This is a genomic window from Aeromonas sp. 25-AL00135 (genome assembly GCF_054052385.1).
Window position 1 is genome coordinate 1 of record NZ_JBSTYQ010000001.1, and the last position, 20,633, is coordinate 20,633.

The window sequence follows — 20,633 nt, forward strand, 5'->3', positions numbered from 1 at the left end:
TGAAATACAGAACCCCCGATGCGGTACATAGGGGGTTCTGAGTAGAGAAATGCTAGTTGAAAATGTGTAAACCTATTTCAGGACTAGACATCCATCATTTATTTTCTCCATACGTCCGCGCCTTTCATTTGTAAATCCAATGACCTGAATGAAAAAGCCCGCGAGAGTCGCGGGCTTTGCTTGCACTATTCAGATACGCCAGTGGTTAACGGCGACGTCGCCAAGCCAGCGGCAACAGGGCCAGCAGGCCGAGTCCCAGAGCACCACCGCCTGAGGAGGTGTCCGGTTTGGTGGCATCGCTCTCCAGTCTCAGGTCGACGATGATGGGGTCATGGTCGGAGGCACTGAAGGGGTTGTCAGACTTGAGCAATGTGCCGGTGTACTGGCTGCCGTATTCGAACAGGGAGCTCTCGAAGGAGTTGATGTGCCAGTCGGCGACACCAGCCACCTTGCTGGCCAGCGCCGGGTTGGCGAGGGCGTAGTCCAGGGTGCCCAGCTCCCCGTCGTAGCTGTAGGAGATGGCTTTCTCCTTGTTGAATTTGACGTTGAGATCGATCAGGCCGTAGCTGCGAGTCACTTCGCGACCGAGCTGTTCATAGGACTGCTCACCGATAAAAGTGTGGGAGGCCGATACGATCTTCCGCTCGCTGGTGGCCGGGTTGTAGTCGGTCAGTACCCGGATTGGATCTTCCTTGGCGTAGGAGTTGAAGTCGCCAACCAGCAGCACCTGGCCCGGCAGTTTGCTGACCGCTTCACCCAGCACCTTGGCCGCGCTCACGCGGAACTCGGTACACTTGCCCTGCAGGTCGGCCGGTTCTGTCTTGCCATCGCCATTTTCGTAGCAGCCTGACCCCTTGGATTTGAGGTGGTTGACCACCAGCGTCAGCGGCTCCTTGCTCTTGGCGAGGGTGAAGGTCTGAACCAGAGAATCGCGCTGACCAGCTGTCTTGGCTACACCACCAGTGGTGTAGCGCTGCTCCGGCAGCTTGATGACGCTGGCATCTCCGCTGGGGGTGAGCAGGGCAGGGCGGTAGATCATCGCCACCATGATGGCGTCGCCGCCGAAGAACTTGCCATCGGTAAGTGCAGTGACCGGCAGACGCACATAGGCGTAGTGTTTGCTCGCATCCTTCTGCTGTTCGTTGAGGCGGGTCACCAGATTGTGGAGGGCCGAGTTATCCTCGAAGCCGTTGTTCTCCATCTCCATCAGGCCGAGCAGATCGGCATCCATTGCGGTAATGGCATTGACGATCTTGGTGCGCTGCTTCTCGAACTCGGGCTGGCTCTTGGCTCCCCGGTTGCAACCTTTGGCGTTGTCGGCATCCGCCTGATCCTTGCACAGGATATTGAGTGCACCGCCAATGCTGGAGTGGCTGGTGAAGTAGTTGAGCACGTTGAAGCTGCCGATCCGCAGATCGCTGCCAGCGAGGCGAGCCGGCGCGTCTTGACGATCCTCTTCAGGGCTGCGCAGCAGAGCACCGGCAGTCAGGGTGACATTGCTCGGTACTACCAGACGGAAGGCATCTTTGTTATAGACGATTACCCCCTCCAGCCCGGTCAGTTGATCACCGATGCGCAGATATCCCTGATCGGCATCCCAGCTCGGGAACCAGGGCAGTACGCCATCCGGTACTTTGTTGTTATCGGACTCTACCACCAGACGGTTGCTGCCATTTTTGGTGGCCAGTGCGACAGCGTCCGCACTGTTGGCAACATGAAGTTGGGTCGGTTTGATCAGCGGGGTTTTGTGGGCCAACTCTACGTTGTTGCGATAGACCTTGTAGTCGAAGCCGTAGTTGCGGGTCAGGTGCAGGTCACTGCTGCTGTCAAGACGTACCCGCATCCCTTCGTGGCGATTGAGCGCTTGCGCCAGCGTCTCCCCTTCATTGACCTGCAGTACGCTGGTCGGCACATTCAGCCCTTGTGCGGTGACTTGCAAGTGGGCTTTTTTGGTGGCCTTGTCGACTAACGGGGTCAGCTGGGTGCCGCCGTAAAATTCTTGCACCTGTGCTTCCAGACAGACTTCGCTCCCCGGTTTGACGTCTTTATATTTGGTCGCGAAGTCCTTGTCGTTCAGATAGACAAAGATGCCATCAGAGGTGGCCGCATTGCCATCGCCCACCGGGTCGGTCAGATAGAAACCCTTGGTCAGGCTTTGGCCCAGCGTCGTCACGATACCGCGAACGTTGAAGGTGCCCGTGCTGATTTTACCGGTCACATTGCCGTTCTTGTCGGTCACGGTCTGGGTGGCCAGCGCGCTGGCGGAGCCTGTGCCCTGAATGGTCGGGATGGGGGTGAGTTGAGCCGGATCGGACGGGCAGACAAATGCCGCATGGGCGCCTGAGGATGCAAGTGCCAGCCCCACGGCCAGCGACAGCAGGGTACGAGTACCTTTCATAGGTGTTCCTTTTTTATTTTTGCCAGTGATTCCATAGCCTTGGCTCGTTGACCAAGGGCGCGCATTGTCACATTTCTGGCATGTCATACCAGTGAGCCAACGCACATTAAATGAATCTGGGAAGGTGTGGGAAAGCGTTTTTATGATCCCAATAACGATATGATTTTTTTGATAATTCAATCAATTTTAACCCTGTGATCATGACGCTTTCGTGGCAGGGGATAATTCTCTTTGAGAATAAAGATTGAGGGGATCTTGTCGCCTTCCTATACTGGGTTCGTTCCTCACGGAACCCAGGTAAAGGGCAAACCGGCAGTGATGCCGGGGCGCAATGCTTCCGGTCTCGATCGTGGATCCAGATAGCGGGGTTTCCCTGGGTGAGGGGTGGTTTTTGTGGCAGGTCCATTGCCAGTTGTCTGCGCCCATCATGCAGGTTGCGATTGTTCTTTGCCTTGGTGACCAAGCCAAGACAAAACAAGGAAGATAACAATATGCAACAGCTTTTCAGACCCAGCAGGCTTGCCATGCTGGTCGCCCTTGCGGCTGCGCCCGCCTGGGCTCAGGCCGCTTATCCCGCCTATAAATCCGGTACTGCCTACAAGGCTGGCGATATCGTCAGCAACGTCGGTGCCCTCTACGAGTGCAAAGAATTTCCCTATTCAGGCTGGTGCGGGGCATCCCCCTATCACTATGAGCCGGGGGTAGGTGTGGTTTGGGCAGATGCCTGGAAGCCCTATGGTGGCGAGGTGCCCCCTCCTGCACTCGGCGTAGCCGTCAGCTCGCCAGCTGCTGGTGCCAGTTTCAACGAAGGAGCCAGCGTGGCGCTGGCGGTGAGCCTGAGCGGCCCGGTAACGGCCTTGGCCCGGGTGGAATATCTTGTCGACGGCAAGCTGGTTGCCACGGCAAGCGCCTCGCCCTGGAGTGCCAGCTGGAGCGCCGCCGGAGTGGGGGGGCATACCCTCAAAGCTCGCGCGCTGGATAAAGATGGCAAGGTGCTGAGCGAAGCGGATTCGAGCTTCAACGTCGCCGCCGTGGTGGCGCCAGAGGCGCCCAAGGCGAGCATCAGCAGCCCGGCCAATGGCGCCAAGGTGACGCTGGGTCGCAGTGTGGCGGTGAGTGGCAACGTTACCGATGCCAACAACGATGTGGCCAAAGTCGAGCTCTATGTCGACGGCAAGAAGGTGGGCGAAGATACCACTGCCCCCTGGCAGGTGAACTGGACACCGGATGCCAAAGGCAGTGCTGCCCTCAAGCTGGTGGCCACTGACAAGACCAACCTGAGCGGCGAGTCGGCGGCGGTGACCGTCAATGTCGAGGAGGCCGCGCTGCCGCCCACCGGTGGCAACCTCTCTTGTGACATTCGCCAGATCTATCGCCCGGATGGTTACGAGTGCATGGGGGATGACCATGCCCGCCGGGTCATCGGCTACTTCACCTCCTGGCGCACCGGCAAGAACGGCCTGCCCGCCTATCTGGTGAGCGACATCCCCTGGAACAAGATCACCCACATCAACTACGCCTTCGCGGCGGTGGATGAGCAGAGCCACACCATCAAGGTGGACGATGCAGCCACCAAGATGACCTGGGATGGCGTGCCGGGTGCCGAGATGGATCCTGAATTCGCCTACAAGGGCCACTTCAACCTGCTGTCGAAGTACAAGAAGCAGTATCCGGACGTGAAGACCCTCATCTCGGTCGGGGGCTGGGCCGATACCCGCGGTTTCTACACTGCCACTACCAAGGGTGACTGCTCGGTCAATACTGCCGGTATCAACACCCTGGCTGACTCGGCGGTGAGCTTTATCCGCCAGTACGGTTTTGACGGGGTCGATATCGACTACGAATACCCCACCTCGATGAAGGATGCGGGCAATCCCAACGACTTCCCGCTCTCCAACCAGTGCCGGGCCAAGCTGTTTGCCAACTACGAGGTGCTGATGAAGACCTTGCGGGCGCGGCTCGACAACGCCGGTAACGAAGATGGCCGCAAGTATATGCTGACCATCGCCTCACCGGCCTCGGCCTATCTGCTGCGCGGGATGGAGAACTTCCAGGTCACCCGGTACCTCGACTACGTCAACCTGATGACCTATGACTTCCACGGTGCCTGGAACCACTTTGTCGGTCACAACGCGGCCCTGTTCGACAACAATGCCGACCCCGAGCTCTCCCACTGGGGCGTCTATACCCAGACCCAGTTTGGCGGTATCGGTTACCTCAACGCGGCCTGGTCTGCCCACTACTTCCGCGGTGCGCTGGCGGCTGGCAAGATCAACGTTGGCGTGCCCTATTACACCCGCGGTTGGCAGGGGGTGAGCGGTGGCAGTCATGGGTTGGGTGGCAAGGCAGCCCTGCCGAGCCAGAACGAGTGCCAGCCGGGCACAGGTGGCAGTACCATTCCGTGCGGTAACGGGGCGGTCGGCATCGACAACATCTGGCATGATCTGGACAAGAACGGCAAAGAGATCGGCGGTGGCGCCGTGCCCATGTGGCATGCCAAAAACCTGGAGCATGCAGCCAGCCTCGGCATCACCACGCTGCCGAGTTATGGCACTGCCTGGGGTCTGGATCCCAACAATCCGGCTCACGTGATGCAGGGCAAGTATGTGCGTTACTACGATGACAAGGCACACGCGCCCTGGTTGTGGAATGAAGAGAAGAAGGTGTTCCTCTCAACCGAAGATGAAGAGTCCATGGGCCACAAGCTCGACTACATCATCAAGCGCGGTCTGGGTGGCGTGATGTTCTGGGAGATGGCGGGTGATTACGCCTTCGATCCGGCCAAGAACGAGTACGGCATGGGCAGTACCCTGACCACCCTGGCTTATGAGAAGTTTGCCAAGGCAACTCCGTACAACACCAAGCAAAACGATCTGGCCGCGCCGAGCGCCCAGCTCGATATCCAGGTCAGCCTCTCCGGCTTCAAGGAAGGGGACTCCAACTACCCGATCAACCCGAAACTCAAGCTGATCAACAAGTCGACCCAGACCATTCCGGGCGGCGCGCGCATCGAGTTTCTGGTACCCACCTCCACCTCTGACACCATCACGGATCAGAGTGGCATGGGGCTGAAAGTGGTGGAGAGCGGTGGCAACGACAACTCGGAAGGCATTGCCAACGAGAAGGACTTCCACAAGGTCGCCATGAACCTGCCGGGCTGGCAGACTCTGGCGCCAGGGGCCGAGATTGAAGTCGCCATGACCTACTACCTGCCCGCCGCTGGCGTGCCAAGCGGCATGCGCATCATCAGCGGCAGCCAGACCATTGGTCTCAAGGCCGAGTTCCCGACCCTGCCGGAGGCCGTGCTGGGCTCGGGTGGCGGCGAGAACCCGGGTACCAGCTGCAGCAGCCAGAACGTCAATCCGGCGGCCTACAAGGCCTATCCGAGCTGGCCGCAGGGGGATCATGCCAATGGCGGCGATCGCATTACCCATAACAAGGTAGTGTGGCAAGCAAACTGGTGGACCAGCAGCGAGCCCAAGGCAACCGATGGCAGCTGGAAGTCTGTCTGTAGCTATTGATTTTAAAATCAATGAGATAAGTGAGGCTTCGGCCTCACTTTTTTTGTCTGGTTGGTCGCTCTGGTTGAAAATGCGCCTGCCTTTCCTGGCGGGCAGCCTCTATAATAGAGTCGATTAATAATCAGATGGATATCAGCGTATGGCGAGTATATTGGATTCCGTTGATCAACGAACTCAACTGGTGGGTGAAAACCGCCTCGAGTTGTTGATGTTTCGTCTCGGCACCCGTCAGATGTTCGCCATCAACGTCTTCAAGGTACGGGAAGTGGTCAAGTTGCCCCATCTGAGCAAGATGCCGGGCTCCCACCATAACATCAGCGGGGTGGCTAATATCCGCGGTACCTCGATCCCGGTGATCAACCTGCGCAGCGCCATCGGTATGCGCCCCATGCCCATCGATAGTGAATCCAACCTCATTATCACCGAATATAACCGTTCCATTCAGGGCTTTCTGGTGGGGCAGGTGGCCAATATTGTCAATATGACCTGGAAGGACATCCTGCCGCCGCCGCGCTCCGCTGGGCGCGCCAACTACCTCACTGCCATCACCCGCATTCCCGAAGATGGAGTGGAGCAGATCGTCGAGATTATCGATGTGGAGAAGGTGCTGGCGGAGATCATCACCTATGACATCCGCATCTCCGAGGAGGTGCTGGACCGGGAGATCCTGCCCGAGATGCATGGCCGCAAAGTGCTGATCGTCGATGACTCCAGCACCGCCCGCAATCTGGTGCGCGAGACCCTGGGTCAGCTTGGGCTCGAGGTGATCGAGTGTCAGGATGGTTTGCAGGCGCTGACCCTGCTCAAGGGATGGTGCGATGCTGGCAAGAAGGTGACCGACGAGATCCTGCTGATGATCACCGATGCCGAGATGCCGGAGATGGACGGCTACCGCCTGACCCACGAGGTGCGCAGCGATCCGCGCATGTCCGATCTCTTTATCACCCTCAACACCTCCCTGAGCGGCAACTTCAACGAAGCCATGGTCAAGAAGGTGGGGTGCGACCGCTTTATCTCCAAATTCCAGCCCGACTTGTTGGTCGGCGTGGCCCAGGAGCGGCTGCGCCAGGTGCTGGAAAGCTGAGAAGCTGTCTGCCGGTTATGCTAAATCAATAACAACACATCCCGCTTCGGCGGGATGTGTTGTTATTGGGTATTGGCGATGGATAGGTTGAAGCAAGGTGCCACGCAGAGATCGTCGACCATTCAAAACATCCGATTTTGGCGGGATATTTTGTTATGGGATATTGGTGATAGACGGCGGGCTTATTGGCTAAGCAGCGGCTCCATAAAGCGGGCGACTTTATCGCGGATTTGTGGCTGGGCCGCCGGGGTGGGATGAATACCATCGTTCATCATAAGTTCAGGGCGCAGCGCAATATCATCCATAAAGAAGGGCAGCAAGGGCAGATCGTTAGCCTGGGCCAACTCGGGAAAGATCTGTTCGAACTGGCGCAGATAGCGGGCACCGTAGTTGCGGGGCAGCTGGATTTGGGTCAACACCACAAGGGTCTGCTGCTCCTTGGCGAGCGCGATCATGCTGGCCAGATTTTGGCGGGTAATGGTCGGTGCGAAGCCGCGCAGGCCGTCGTTGCCTCCCAGTTCGATCAGCAGCCAGTCTGGCTTGTGCTCCTTCAGCAGAGCGGGCAGACGGGCCAGCGCCCCTTGGGTCGTTTCACCACTGATGCTGGCATTGAGCAGAGTGTGTTTGCCACCCTCCTCCTGCCATTTCTGGTTGAGCAGGGCGGGCCAGCTCTGCTCAACCTGCATTTGATAGCCGGCGCTCAGGCTGTCTCCCAGCACCAGCAGGGTTTGGGCCTGAGCCGACGAGAGCAGGCTGCCGAGGCCAACGAACAAGGCAAACAGAATACGCACCATCAATTCAACTCCCGCTATGGATTGTCATCAAGGGATTGGAACAAAGGATACAGAGCATGAGTTCAACCCCCATTATTGTCGTCAAGGGCCTCGGCAAATCGGTTCGCCTCGGCCAGGAAAGCCTCTCCATCCTTGAAGGGATCGATCTGCAAGTCAATAGCGGCGAGACGGTGGCACTGGTCGGCGCCTCCGGCTCCGGCAAGTCCACCCTGCTGGGGCTGCTGGCCGGGCTCGATCTGCCGAGTCAGGGGGATATCGAAATCCTCGGCAAATCCCTTGGCGAGCTGGATGAAGAGGGGAGGGCCAGATTGCGTGCCGAGCAGATCGGCTTTGTGTTCCAGTCGTTCCTGCTGCTCCCGACCATGACGGCGCTGGAGAATGTGATGCTGCCCGCCGAGCTGCGCGGCGAGCGTGATTGCGAACCAAGAGCTCGCGAGCTGTTGGCCGCGGTCGGGCTTGGCGAGCGGTTGCACCATCTGCCGCCACGGCTCTCAGGCGGTGAGCAGCAGCGGGTGGCCATCGCCCGCGCCTTTATGACCCGTCCAAGCCTGCTGCTGGCGGACGAGCCGACCGGCAACCTCGACAGCAAGACCGGCGAGAAGGTGATCGAGCTGCTGTTTGAACTCAATCGCAAGCACGGCACCACGCTGGTGGTGGTAACCCATGACCATCAGCTGGCCGAACGCTGCCAGCGGCAAGTGGTCATGACGGCGGGTCGGCTGGAGCGCGAGGTGCCCCATGATGTGGTGTAACGGGGTGAGCTGCGGGTCAGGTGGGAGATGCAAGGGATGATGCAGTGGCGATTGGGATGGCGACTGCTTCGCCGGGAAGGTTTCAGCGGCGAACTGCGCTGGTTTGTGCTGGCGCTAGCGCTTAGCGTGGCGTGCGTCTTGAGTGTGGCGCTGGTAGCGGATCGGCTCGATGCCGGACTCAAGGCGTCGGGCCGCGACTTTATCGGAGCGGATCGGGTGTTGCGCACTGCCGCTGCGCTGCCGGATGGCTGGCTGGCCCGAGCGAAACAGGATGGCTTGGCGGTGCAGACCACCGTCAGCTTCAACAGCATGCTGTTTCACGGTGATGCGTTGCAGCTTGCCTCCATTCGGGCGGTGCCCGACGGTTTCCCTTTCTACGGCAAGCTCACTCTGGAACCTGCCCGCGCCCCGGCTCCCGGCGAGATCTGGCTCTCCGCCCGGGTGATGCAGCTGCTTAAGGCTAAAACGGGGGATGAGCTGGAGGTGGGTAATACGGTGCTCAAGGTGGCAGGCCTGCTTGGCGAGGAGCCGGATCAGGGCTTCAGCCCCTTCCTGCTGGCGCCGCGGGCGCTGATCCACAGTGCCGATATCGAGGCGACCGGCGCCCTGCTTCCCGGCAGCCGCCAGCAGTGGCGCTATCTGTTCAAGGGGCCGCGAGAGTCGCTGGCCCGTTACGAGCAATGGTTGTTGCCGCAATTGCAGGCCGGACAGAAGTGGATCAAACCGGATGACAGCGAATCCCAAGTGGGCCGTTCGCTGGCCAATGCCGAACGTTTCTTCCGGCTTGCCTCGTTAAGCGGGGTGTTGCTAGGGGCGTTGGCGATGGGGATTGCGGTGCGCCACTTTGCCGAGCGCCAGACCAATATGGTGGCGCTGCTCAAGACCCTGGGGGCATCCCGTCGCTCGCTCTGGCAACTGATGGGAACCCTGCTGCTGTCGCTGACGCTGATCGGTGCGTTGCTGGGTCTGGTGGCGGGCACAGCCATGCAGTGGATCACCTTGCAACTGCTGGGGGACCTGCTGCCGCCGGATCTGCCACCCCCCTCCTGGCGACCCTTTGCGCTGGGAGTGGCGGTGGCGCTCTTTATCACCCTGCTGCTCGCTTTTGTGCCCTTCTTGCGGCTGCTGAAAGTGCCGCCGCTGCGGGTATTGCGCCGGGAGCTGGAGGCGGGGATTCCCCCCTGGCTGGCCCTGCCGGTCGGCCTGTTCGGGCTGTTTGCGCTGGTCTGGGGCTTTACCGCCGATGTACGGCTGGCGCTGGGTCTGGTGGGGGGCATGGGCTTGCTGATGGGGCTGCTGGCCCTGCTGGCGGCGCTGATGTTGCGGCTGGGAGCGAGAGTGAGCGGGCCTCATGCCTTGCGGTTGGCGCTGGCCCACCTGTCGCGCGAGCGCAGCAGTGGCCTGTTTCAGCTGGCGGGCTTTGCGTTGGCGCTGATGCTGTTTGGCTTGCTCTGGGTGGCCCGGGTCGATCTGCTGGATGAGTTTTCGGCACGTCTCCCCGTCGATGCGCCCAACCGTTTTCTGGTCAATGTGGCCGAGAACGAGCGGGAGGGGATCCTGAGCGAGCTGGCGGCAGCCGGGGCCACCACTTCCGATTTCTATCCCATGGTGCGTGGCAGGCTGACCCATATCGCCGGTGAGGCGGTGGGCGAGGGGGCCAGCAGTGGCCGCGAGGGGGTCGATCGGGAGCTCAACTTCACTACCACAACAACCCTGCCAATCGACAACAAGCTGGTGGCCGGGAAATGGCTTGCCGGACCCGGCGAGGTGTCGGTGGATAGCGAGCTGGCCAAGCGGCTCGATATCAAGCTGGGGGACATGCTCGCCTTTACCATCGAGGGGCGCAGCTTTGGCGCCAGGGTCACCAGTCTGCGCAGCATCAAGTGGGACAATATGCGTCCCAACTTCTACATGATCTTCTCCGAGGATCTGCTGGCACCCTTCTCCCGTACCTGGCTTGGTAGTTACCGATTGCCCGATGCGGGGCGCACTGCCGAGGTGGAGTTGATCCGCCGTCACCCCACGGTGAGCCTTATCGATGTGGATGACCTGATTGCGCGGCTTACTCAGGTATCGGAGCAGGTGAGCCGGGCGCTGGCGCTGATGCTGGGGCTGGTGACAGTGGCCGCGCTGCTGGTGCTGCTGACCCAGACCCAGGCCAGCATGGCCCAGCGTCGGCGCGAGCTGCTGTTGATGCGCACCTTGGGGGCCAGTAGCGAACTACTGAAAAAGATGCTGCGCTGGGAGTTGGTGGCCAGTGGTGCGCTGGCGGGGCTCTGTGCCGCCATGGTGGTGGAGCTCTGCTCCTTTGGCCTGCAGTGGTGGTGGTTCGAGGGGCAGTGGCAGTTCCACTGGGCCATCTGGCTCGGCCTGCCGACGCTGGGGGCCTTGCTGGTGACGCTGGCGGGGCAGGGGATGCAGCGCCAGCTGCTGGCTGGCACCCTGAGCGATCGGCTGCGAGGGCTGGGTCAGGGACTGTTGTAATCCCGCCAGCGCGAGCCGATGCACACAAGGTGCAATAGCGCAGCCACCATAAACAAGCAGCCCAGCCATTGGCCGGGCTGCTTGTTATGCGAGGTGCTGACGAGCAGACGCCGCGAGCGGGTGTGAGTTAGCGGGGCTCACGCAGCAGATTGGTGAGGGCGCTCGGCAGCTCGGGATAGCTGAAGTGAAAACCGGCCTGTTTCAGCCGTGCTGGTATCACCTTTTGTCCGGTCAGCAGCAGATCTGCCGCCTCCCCCATCACCAGTTGCAACAGCGGAGCCGGGACGAAGAAGAGGTGTGGACGGTGCAGCGTGGTGGCAAGGGTCTGGCTAAACTCCCGGTTGCTGACCGGATGGGGCGCAGTGCCGTTGAAAATGCCGCTGCACTCTTCGTGATCCAGCAAGAACAGCATGGCGCGCACCAGATCCTGCACATGGATCCAGCTCATCATCTGGCTGCCCGATCCCATGGGGCCGCCGAGTCCGAGTCGGTAGGGGGGGAGCATTTTGGGCAGGGCGCCGCCATCCATGCCAAGCACCAGCCCGATCCGCACGATACAGACCCGGGTTTGGCGGCTCTGGGCCTCCTGCGCCAGGGTTTCCCACTGCTGGCAGAGCTGGTGGGTAAACTCGTCGTTGGGAGAGCGGCACTGCTCATCGAGGGTTTCGGTGCCCTGTCTGCCATACCAGCCGATGGCGGAGGCGTTGATCAGCACCTTGGGCGGCGTGCTGGATAGCTTGATGAGATCCACCAGCTGCTCGGTCAACAGCCAGCGGCTATCGCAGAGCAGCTGTTTGCGCGACTCGCTCCAGCGTCCGGCGGCGATGGGTTCGCCGGCCAGATTGATCACCGCGTCCACGTCATTGAGGTCATCGAGCCGGTCGAGGTTATCCAATACCTTGATATCGTGACCGAGCAGGGAGTAGGCGCGGCTCCCCTGCCTGCTCAAGACCACGACCTCGTGATTGACCTTGAGATGGGCAACCAGCTTGCGGCCGATAAAGCCGGTTCCTCCGGTAATAAGAATCTTCATCGCTGCACGCTCCTGCTGCCGTTTGCTCTACTCTAATGGCGTCGTCCTCCTGCAACAAGTGGACGAGCTTGGCATGTGTTGTTCACTAGACTGGTTTTAACTCTATCTTTTTCTTACCAGATATTGTTCAACAATAGTTTGAATTGATTGATTTTTGTTGGGTGGAGATTTGTTGAACAATCGCTATTATGGCGACCCTTTTCGCCTGTCCAACGAGGCTGTCACCCATCATCCGAGCATCAAAGAGGCCGCTATGCCATTTCGTCGTTTGAAACTTCGTCAGCTTTACTCGAGGATTCTGCTGGCGCTGCTGATGGGGGGCGGAATCCTGCTGCTGGGGGTTATTGCCGTTATCTGGCAGACGGTGACGGAGACAGAGCGTGATGCCGATTCACGGTTGCAGCATGCCCGTGTGATGTTTGAGCGCTCCATCGGCCATGCCCAGCAGGCGGCCATCAATGTGGAGGGGATGCTTGGTCACTCCTGCAAGGAGGCGGCACAACTGCTGCGCGAACAGGTGGCCACGGTGCCTTATGTCCGTTCCGCCAATCTGGCTGTAGGCAGCCACATCTATTGCACCTCGCTCTATGGTGACTACGATGGCCCCTTCAATCCCGACCGCTATGTGGATGGCAGGTTGCAACTGCTGCCTGGCAATGAGGTCACACCGGATCGCCCCTTGATCGTGCTGCGTCATGAAACGGACAAGGGGAGTGTGCTGATCGGTGTAGATGGCTACTACCTGCGCAATACCCTGGAGATCTCCAGCAAGAACTCCCTGATGGCTCTCGTGGTGGGGCAGAGGGCTCTGTTTGGCTCAGGTCAGGTCGGGGCGGCGCCCTCTCCGACAGAAGAGGGTTATATTGCCCTCGCTTCGGCCGATTTCCCCTATCAGGTCGTCACCCGGGTCACGGTGCATGACTACTGGAGTCACGCATGGCGCTACTCCAGATATACCTTGTTCCTCTCTCCGCTGCTGGCGCTGCTGATTGGATTCGGCACCTTCAGGCTGATGGGGCGTAGCAGCTCACCAGCGGAGGAGCTCAAGCGGGCGTTGATCGAAGAGGAGTTTATCCCCTACCTGCAGCCGGTGGTCTCAGGTGAGGATGAGCAGTGGCGTGGCTGTGAGGTGCTGATGCGCTGGCAGCATCCCAAGCAGGGGATGATCTCGCCGGATCGCTTTATTCCGCTGGCGGAAGATAGCGGGCTGATCGTGCCCATGACCAGCCTGTTGATGGCGCAGGTGCGCGACCACTTCTCCCCTTATGCCCGCAAGCTGCCGGCCAAGTTCCATTTTTGCTTCAATATCAGCGCCAAGCACTTTCAGGATCTCGACCTGTTGGCTGACTGCAAGGCGTTTCTCGACGCGTTTAAGGACAATCCCGTTGATTTGGGGCTGGAGCTGACTGAGCGTGAACTGCTGGTGGCTGATGAGACAACGGCTCAGATGTTTGCCGAATTGCGCAAACTGGGCGTGTTGATCTCTATCGATGATTTTGGCACCGGTCACTCCAGTCTCACCTATCTGCAACAGTTTCAGGTCGATGCAATCAAGATTGACCGGAGCTTTGTAGAGATGATCGGCACGGATGCACTCTCCAGCCATATCGTTGAAAACGTGATTGATCTGGCGAAGCGACTTGAATTGATCCTGATCGCTGAGGGGGTCGAGAAGCAGTCGCAGGCGGACTACCTGCGGGCGCGCCACGTTGACTATCTGCAAGGGTATCGTTACAGCCGTCCCATTCCGATGAAGCAGTTTTGCAAGACCCTATTTGGCTGAACGGTTTAATGGGGAGCATAAAAAACCAGCGATCGCTCGCTGGTTTTTTGTTGATACGGTTTGGCTTGGGCGATCAGAGCATGCGCTGGAGGGCGCGGGCCAAGCGTTTGACCCCCTCTTCAATGGTCGCTTCATCGACGCAGGAGAAGCTCAGGCGCAGGGTGTTCTTGATCTCGGGGCGCACGTAGAAGGGGGCGCCGGGTACGAAGGCCACCTTCTCCTTGATCGCCTCGTCAAACAGCGCCATGGCACTGATGTGGGCTGGCAGAGTCAGCCAGAGGAACATGCCCCCTTCCGGTCGGGTGTAGCTGACGCTGGGCGGGCAGTGACGGGCCAAAGCGGCCTCCATGGCAGCGCGCTGGCGGCCATAGACCTCCTTGATCTTCTCCAAGTGAGCGTCGAGGGAGTTGTCGGTCAGGAAGCGGTGCAGCACCTGCTGGCTGAAGGCGTTGCTGTGCAGATCGGTCGCCTGCTTGGCGATGGTCACCTTCTTGCGCAGCCAGTCCGGCATCACCATCCAGCCCAGACGGAAGGCGGGCACTACGGTCTTGGAGAAGGAGCCGAGCAGCACGGTATTGTTTGGCGCCAGTTTGGCGATGGGGGGCAGATGCTCCCCTTCGAAGCGCAGCTCGCCGTAGGGATCATCTTCCACCATCAACAGCTCGTGGCGCACCAGTCGCTCGGCCAGTGCCTCGCGGTTGGCACGGCTGTAGGAGACACCGCTCGGGTTCTGGAAGTTGGGCACGCCGTAGAGCAGCTTGGCACTGGATCCGCTTGCCAGCAGCGCATCCAGCGCCGCCAGGTCCAGACCCTCTTCTTCAAGGGTGATCGGCTTGAAGGTGGGCTGGTAGACAGAAAAGGCCTGAATAGCGCCAAGGTAACCCGGCTCTTCGATGATGAGATCCTGACCCTCGTCGATCAGCACCTTGCCCAGCAGATCCAGCGCCTGCTGGGAGCCGCTGGTGATGAGGATGTTGTCCGGATTGACCTGCATGCCGTGGCGGGCCAGATAGCGGTCGGCAATATACTGGCGCAGCGGGGCGAAGCCCTCGGTCGCCGCATATTGCAGGGCAGCAGCCCCCTGTTCGCGCAGTACATCCTGACAGGCCTGGTCGATCGCCTTGACCGGAAACAGGTGAGGATTGGGCAGACCACCGGCGAAGGAGATGATCTCCGGATTGGCGGCAACTTTGAGGATTTCACGGATAAAGGAAGGCTCGACCTTCTCGAAGCGCTGGGCAAAAAACGGCTGCATAGACAATTCTCTCGGCATGTGGGCGGTCGCTCCATTCGACCGCCAGGTTATCCGTTTGTATCAGATTTCAGAAATGAGGCAATGATTGTCACAAAAATCGCCAAAAAAGGGCTGGAACGACTCTACTGCGGATTATATTGGACGGTTAGTCGGTGTGGTGATGCCAGTGAGGGAGCAGGGAAGTGGATGGCCGGAATATTTGTTGCGCGAAACACTTGCGCCTTGGGCCTATCTTGGGATAATTCGCTCCCCTGTTTTCGCGGGTCGATGAAATGATGAGCCGCGAGCGGTCCCGCTCGGGATCGGACACAAGATGTATTACCCGGATTGATGAAATAACGAGACCATTATGCCTGTGACCCAAGATGTATTTAACGAAGACGGCAAGTTCATGCGCAAGATCCGCAGCTTTGTCCGTCGCGAAGGCCGCCTGACCAAAGGGCAGGAGAAGGCCCTGGAAGAGCTCTGGCCGGTCATGGGTATCGATTTCGAGCCAAAGCCGCTCGATCTGGTCGCACTGTTTGGCCGCGAGGCACCTGTGGTGCTGGAGATCGGCTTTGGTATGGGCGCCTCTTTGGTGGAGATGGCCAAGAATGCCCCCGAGAAGAACTTCATCGGCATTGAAGTACACTCCCCGGGCGTGGGTGCCTGTCTGGGCAGCGCTCAGGAAGCGGGCGTCACCAATCTGAAGGTGATCTGCCACGATGCGGTCGAGGTGCTGGAGCACATGATCCCGAACGGCTCACTCTCCTGCCTGCAGCTCTTCTTCCCGGATCCCTGGCACAAGAGCCGTCACCACAAGCGTCGCATCGTACAGCCTGCATTTGCCCAGGACATTCGCCAGAAGCTGGCCATCGGTGGCGTGTTCCACATGGCGACCGACTGGGAAAACTATGCCGAGCACATGCTGGAAGTGATGAGCGCCGCCGAGGGTTACGAGAATACCTCTGCCACCGGCAACTGGGTGCCCCGTCCGGACTGGCGTCCGCTGACCAAATTTGAACAACGTGGCCACCGTCTTGGCCACGGGGTTTGGGATCTGATTTTCAAGCGTGTCAGCTAAGCTGGCACGTCAACACACCTAGCGTATCAACTAACTTGAGGAGCTATCATGGCCAATCGTAGCCGCCGCCTGCGCAAGAAACTGCGCGTCGATGAATTCCAGGAAATGGGTTTCGACATCAGTTTCAACTTCCCGGTCGGCACTGCCGAAGAGACCATCGATGCGGTAGTCGATGCGATGATCGATGAGGTTGTTGAACCCCGCAAACTGGCATTTGCCGGCTCCGGTCACCTGGCCTGGGAAGGGATGATCTGCACCCAGCAACTGGGCAAGTGTACCGAAGAAGACCGCGCTGCCGTCAAATCCTGGCTGGAAGGCAAGGGGATGGAAGCCGTGGTCGTTACCGAGCTGTTCGACCTCTGGTACGGTGAACCGGCCTGATACAAGGCTGCCGCATCTGGCGCCTTGTTGTGGGTAACTGAAAAATCCCGCCGCTGGCGGGATTTTTGTTAGTGGGGATGGGATCTCCACCGCTGTTTTAGTCATGGAATCGCTTATTGCTTATGGTGTTGTCATCCGAATTACTGGCCAGCATCCTTGAAGAGGTGCGCCCGTTGCTGGGACAAGGCAAGGTGGCCGACTACATTCCGGCACTGGCTCAGGTACCGGCCGATCGGCTGGGTATCGCAGTCTGTACCGTCGAGGGGGAGCTGTTCACCGCCGGTGACGCTTTTGAACCCTTCTCCATCCAGAGTATCTCCAAGGCCCTGAGCCTGACCCTGGCACTCACTCTCTATCAGGAGGAGGAGATCTGGGCCCGGGTTGGCAAGGAGCCCTCCGGCCAGCCCTTCAACTCGCTGGTGCAGCTCGAGTTCGAGCAGGGAATTCCCCGCAACCCCTTTATCAATGCCGGAGCGCTGGTGGTGAGCGACCTGCTGGAGACCCGCCTCACTGCGCCGCGGCAACGTACCCTTGAGCTGGTGCGTCGCCTTTCCGGCAATCCGGCCATCATGGCGGATCAGGTGGTCGCCCGCTCCGAATATCAGCACTCTGCCCGTAACGCCGCCATCGCCTATCTGATGAAGGCCTACGGCAACTTCGAAAACGAAGTGGACAAGGTGCTGCAAAGCTACTTCAATGCCTGTGCCATCCGCATGAGCTGCGTCGATCTGGCGCGGGCATTCATCTATCTGGCCAACCGTGGTGTGCCACTGGGCGAGAGCGTGCCGCTGCTGCCCGCCCGCACCACCAAGCAGGTCAACGCCCTGCTCGCCACCTGCGGTCTCTATGATGAGGCGGGCGATTTTGCCTATCGTGTCGGCATGCCGGGCAAATCGGGTGTCGGCGGCGGTATCATCGCCCTGATCCCAGGCGAGCTCTGCGTCTGTGTCTGGTCGCCCGAGCTCAACAAAGCCGGTAACTCGCTGGCGGGCACGGCGGCGCTGGAGCTGCTGGCCGAGCGGCTGGGTCGCTCCATTTTTTAACCTTGTTCACTATGAATCGAGAAATCACCATGAAACGACATCTTCGCTTCCTGCAGGCCGCGCTGGCGACCTTACTGCTCTGGTGTGCCCTGCCCGCCGTGGCAGGGGAGTTGCCACCGCTCTCGCTGGCCGATGCCAAGGCCAAACAGGCTGTCATCTTGGATACCCGCGCCAGCTACTTCTATCAGGGGTGGCCGATGGAAGGGGAGAAGCAGGGCGGTCATGTGGCGGGCGCCGAGAACCTCTCTGCCGAGTGGAAATACAGCGATGAAGAGTGGCCAAAGGCGCTCGAGATCAAGGGGCTGAAGGCCGATCGTCCGGTTGCCCTCTACGGTGCGTCCCGCGAAGTGGCCGAGGTGGCCCGTCTGCTGCGCAAGCAGGGGATCAAGCAGCTGTTCGAGCTGCAAGGATGGCAAGCCGCACCGCGCGAGTCGCTGGCACGCTGGCAGCAGCTGGTCTATCCGCGCTGGTTGGCGGACCTGCAAGAGGGCAAGCCGGTTGCCGCGGCGCCCAAGGGTGACTGGAAGCTGTTTGAAGTGGATTGGGGTTCACCCAAGGCCTACCTCATCAGCCACATCCCGGGGGCCGGTTATATCGATACCAACAGCCTCGAAGAGGAGCCGCTGTGGAACAAGGTCTCTGACGAAGCGCTCAAGAAGCTGCTGCTGGATAACGGCATTCGTCACGACACCACCGTCATCCTCTATGGTCGCAACACCATGGCGGCTGCCCGTGCCGCGCACCTGATGATGTATGCGGGGGTGAAAGATGTACGCCTGCTGGACGGTGGTCTGGATGCCTGGTTTATCCAGCACCTGCGTACCGAAACCGGTCTGCCCAACAAATATGAGCCGGTGAAGGAGTTTGGCGTGGCCATTCCCGCTCACCCCGAGTACTACACCACGTTAAGTCAGGCAAAAGAGCTGCTCAAGCAGCCCGATAGCGCACTGGTCAGTGTGCGTACCTGGGACGAGTTTGTCGGCAACACCTCAGGTTACAGCTACATCAAGCCGAAGGGCGATATCCCGGGGGCCAAGTGGGGTCACGGCGGGGTGGATGCCAACAGCATGAGCGACTTCCACAACCCGGACGGCACCATGAAGCCGGCCCGTGAGATCCTAGCCATGTGGGAGCAGTGGAATATCGAGCCAACCCAGCAGGCGGCGTTCTACTGCGGTACCGGCTGGCGCGCCTCCGAGGCCTTCTTCTACGCCTGGCTGATGGACTGGAAACAGATCAGCGTCTACGACGGCGGTTGGTACGAGTGGAGTTCCGATCCCAAGAACCCGACCGTGATCGGTGAGCGCCAGCCTGCCAAGTCATGATTGCGCATTTGCGCTTGAAAGAAGAGGCCGGACAGAGATGTCCGGCCTTTTTCATTGCGCTCGCCACCCGGCCAGATAACTAGGCTAAGTCGCTGATTATTGACGGCGATCCCGCTTTGCTCATCGCACCATCCCGTGCCGTGCGATTGAACTAGGCTTCAAGAAACATCCTCGTGGTGAGGATGATCGCAGAAGAGGCCGCAATGAAAAAACTGATGATGATCCTGGTGTGTGCCCTGGGGCTGGTGGCATGCAGCTCCCAATACATCATGAGCACCAAGGATGGCAAGATGATCACCACAGAGAGCAAACCCAAGCTGGACGAGAGCACCGGCATGTATCGCTATTACGATCATGAAGGGCGCGAGGTAATGATCAAGAAAGATGACGTGACCCAAATCATGGAGCGCTAAGCGCTCTCTTGCCGCAAGGGCCGCTATCTGCGGCTCTTCTCTTTTTGCCGAAAAGTCGCGCTGTTTTCTCTGTTGATCCCCGCACATTCGCAGCAAATTCAGCCGTGATACAGCTTCCGTTATGGTTTAACCCTTATCATCACACTCCATTTTTTATTGGAGGTGTTATGTCCTTGATGTCTATCTGGAATTCCCGTTTTTCTGCACGCAGCTTGCTGGGTGGTGTCTTGCTGGTGGTGGCGTCAGCCAGCCATGCCGGTGACGATCAGTTCACGCTGGGGCGGACTATTTTGCTGGGAGCCGGTGATCATGGTGCGACAATTCCTTTGGTGATTTGCCGTCAGACCAAATATATCAAGGTGAAGGCAGAGCGTGATTTGACCCTGGATCGGGTGGTGGTGACCTATGGCGGTGATCGTACCAAGACCATTCGTTTCGATCGGGAAATGAGCAGTGATAAAGAGACCGAGTGGAAATCACTGGGCTCGCGCCGTTGTGTGAAAAAAATCGAAGTTTACGGTAATTCAGAGCGCAGCAAAGCGGGTGTAAAAGTATTCGGCCGCAAATAAGTGATGCGGTTTTTCTGCGCAGACAGATGAGTTAAAAATAATGGCGAGCCGTGGCTCGCCATTATTTTTTATGGTCGGGTTCGCTATTTTTTCGGCCGAAACGGCTTGATGACGCTTTCGTCGCACTCGAGATACGGCCCTTCCATCAAATCGATGCAGTAGGGGATGGCGGGGAATACTGCATCCAGACATTCGCGGATTGATTTGGGCTTGCCCGGCAGATTGACGATCAGGGTATCGTCGCGCAGTCCGGCTGTCTGGCGCGACAGAATAGCGGTCGGCACAAACTTGAGGGATTCGGCCCGCATCAGCTCGCCAAAGCCCGGCATCATGCGATCACATACCGCTTCGGTCGCTTCCGGCGTGACATCCCGCTTGGCCGGGCCGGTGCCGCCAGTGGTGACGATGAGGCAACACTGCTCCTCATCCGCCAGCCGGATCAGGGTCGCTTCAATCTGCTCCTGCTCATCGGGGATCACCTGATAGACAGGTTCCCACTCCGAGGTCAGATAGGCGTTCAGGGTGTCGATGATGGCCTTGCCGGAGAGGTCTTCATAGATACCCGCGCTGGCGCGATCGCTGACGGTGACGATACCGATTTTTGCCTTGCTCATGGTCTGCTCTTGAATGTCCGATAAAAGTGGCAATTAAAATAACATAATCAGTGAGATATGTTAAACCGTCAGGAGATGACGCGGGTCGGTGAGGGAAGAATAAAGTGTCGAATGAAGCAAA

General features: G+C 59.2%; 16 protein-coding genes and 1 riboswitch. Of the genes, 11 read left to right on the plus strand and 5 right to left on the minus strand.

Annotated features, from left to right (window positions below; genetic code table 11):
- Nucleotides 1-205: 205 nt before the first annotated feature.
- Entirely contained in the window at nucleotides 206-2,398 is a 2,193-nt protein-coding gene (locus ACW5XC_RS00005; RefSeq protein WP_042054768.1) for an ExeM/NucH family extracellular endonuclease, read from the minus strand.
- Nucleotides 2,399-2,691: 293 nt separating this feature from the next.
- Nucleotides 2,692-2,774, plus strand: a riboswitch (cyclic di-GMP riboswitch).
- A 115-nt stretch (nucleotides 2,775-2,889) separates the two neighbouring features.
- On the opposite strand from ACW5XC_RS00005, the gene ACW5XC_RS00010 reads away from it, so the two are divergent.
- The gene (locus tag ACW5XC_RS00010) at nucleotides 2,890-5,919 is read left to right on the plus strand and encodes a glycosyl hydrolase family 18 protein (RefSeq protein WP_052451224.1); all 3,030 of its coding nucleotides are present in this window, start codon (nucleotides 2,890-2,892) and stop codon (nucleotides 5,917-5,919) included.
- A gap of 139 nt (nucleotides 5,920-6,058) precedes the next feature.
- Entirely contained in the window at nucleotides 6,059-7,003 is a 945-nt protein-coding gene (locus ACW5XC_RS00015; protein WP_042054767.1) for a chemotaxis protein CheV, read from the plus strand.
- 182 nt (nucleotides 7,004-7,185) lie between these two features.
- Here the strand turns inward: ACW5XC_RS00015 and ACW5XC_RS00020 are convergent, their stop codons facing one another.
- The gene (locus ACW5XC_RS00020) at nucleotides 7,186-7,797 is read right to left on the minus strand and encodes an arylesterase (RefSeq protein ID WP_042054766.1); all 612 of its coding nucleotides are present in this window, start codon (nucleotides 7,795-7,797) and stop codon (nucleotides 7,186-7,188) included.
- A 56-nt stretch (nucleotides 7,798-7,853) separates the two neighbouring features.
- On the opposite strand from ACW5XC_RS00020, the gene ACW5XC_RS00025 reads away from it, so the two are divergent.
- Both ACW5XC_RS00025 and ACW5XC_RS00030 read left to right on the plus strand, forming a co-directional pair.
- Nucleotides 7,854-8,549 carry an ABC transporter ATP-binding protein gene (locus ACW5XC_RS00025; protein ID WP_042054765.1) on the plus strand — a complete coding sequence of 232 codons (696 nt, stop codon included), beginning with the start codon at nucleotides 7,854-7,856 and terminating at the stop codon, nucleotides 8,547-8,549.
- A 36-nt stretch (nucleotides 8,550-8,585) separates the two neighbouring features.
- The gene (locus ACW5XC_RS00030; protein ID WP_042054774.1) at nucleotides 8,586-11,033 is read left to right on the plus strand and encodes an ABC transporter permease; all 2,448 of its coding nucleotides are present in this window, start codon (nucleotides 8,586-8,588) and stop codon (nucleotides 11,031-11,033) included.
- A 127-nt stretch (nucleotides 11,034-11,160) separates the two neighbouring features.
- Here the strand turns inward: ACW5XC_RS00030 and ACW5XC_RS00035 are convergent, their stop codons facing one another.
- Nucleotides 11,161-12,066 (minus strand): TIGR01777 family oxidoreductase, encoded by a 906-nt coding sequence (locus tag ACW5XC_RS00035; RefSeq protein WP_042054764.1) that lies wholly within the window; start codon nucleotides 12,064-12,066, stop codon nucleotides 11,161-11,163.
- A gap of 253 nt (nucleotides 12,067-12,319) precedes the next feature.
- Between ACW5XC_RS00035 and ACW5XC_RS00040 the strand changes: the two genes are divergently transcribed.
- Entirely contained in the window at nucleotides 12,320-13,849 is a 1,530-nt protein-coding gene (locus ACW5XC_RS00040; RefSeq protein ID WP_042054773.1) for an EAL domain-containing protein, read from the plus strand.
- 73 nt (nucleotides 13,850-13,922) lie between these two features.
- Here the strand turns inward: ACW5XC_RS00040 and ACW5XC_RS00045 are convergent, their stop codons facing one another.
- Nucleotides 13,923-15,104, minus strand: a complete 1,182-nt coding sequence (locus ACW5XC_RS00045) for an aminotransferase-like domain-containing protein (protein ID WP_042054762.1) — start codon at nucleotides 15,102-15,104, stop codon at nucleotides 13,923-13,925.
- Nucleotides 15,105-15,453: 349 nt separating this feature from the next.
- Here ACW5XC_RS00045 and trmB point away from each other — a divergent pair, with 349 nt between their 5' ends.
- The 6 genes from trmB to ACW5XC_RS00075 all read left to right on the plus strand — a co-directional run bounded on the left by trmB (nucleotide 15,454) and on the right by ACW5XC_RS00075 (nucleotide 19,898).
- On the plus strand, nucleotides 15,454-16,167 hold the full coding sequence (gene trmB, locus ACW5XC_RS00050) for a tRNA (guanosine(46)-N7)-methyltransferase TrmB (RefSeq protein WP_042054761.1): 714 nt from the start codon (nucleotides 15,454-15,456) through the stop codon (nucleotides 16,165-16,167).
- Nucleotides 16,168-16,215: 48 nt separating this feature from the next.
- On the plus strand, nucleotides 16,216-16,548 hold the full coding sequence (locus ACW5XC_RS00055; RefSeq protein ID WP_005348158.1) for a YggL family protein: 333 nt from the start codon (nucleotides 16,216-16,218) through the stop codon (nucleotides 16,546-16,548).
- 122 nt (nucleotides 16,549-16,670) lie between these two features.
- The gene (gene glsB, locus ACW5XC_RS00060; protein WP_005348151.1) at nucleotides 16,671-17,591 is read left to right on the plus strand and encodes a glutaminase B; all 921 of its coding nucleotides are present in this window, start codon (nucleotides 16,671-16,673) and stop codon (nucleotides 17,589-17,591) included.
- Nucleotides 17,592-17,620: 29 nt separating this feature from the next.
- Nucleotides 17,621-18,916, plus strand: a complete 1,296-nt coding sequence (locus ACW5XC_RS00065) for a sulfurtransferase (RefSeq protein WP_042054759.1) — start codon at nucleotides 17,621-17,623, stop codon at nucleotides 18,914-18,916.
- A 203-nt stretch (nucleotides 18,917-19,119) separates the two neighbouring features.
- Nucleotides 19,120-19,329: a YgdI/YgdR family lipoprotein gene (locus tag ACW5XC_RS00070; RefSeq protein ID WP_005335219.1), complete on the plus strand. Its 210-nt coding sequence runs from the start codon at nucleotides 19,120-19,122 to the stop codon at nucleotides 19,327-19,329.
- A gap of 167 nt (nucleotides 19,330-19,496) precedes the next feature.
- On the plus strand, nucleotides 19,497-19,898 hold the full coding sequence (locus ACW5XC_RS00075) for a DUF2541 family protein (RefSeq protein ID WP_005348146.1): 402 nt from the start codon (nucleotides 19,497-19,499) through the stop codon (nucleotides 19,896-19,898).
- Between the two features lie 83 nt (nucleotides 19,899-19,981).
- On the opposite strand, the gene mog is transcribed toward ACW5XC_RS00075, so the two are convergent.
- Complete coding sequence (gene mog, locus ACW5XC_RS00080; RefSeq protein WP_042054758.1) at nucleotides 19,982-20,512, minus strand: molybdopterin adenylyltransferase; 531 nt, start codon at nucleotides 20,510-20,512, stop codon at nucleotides 19,982-19,984.
- Nucleotides 20,513-20,633: the final 121 nt, after the last annotated feature.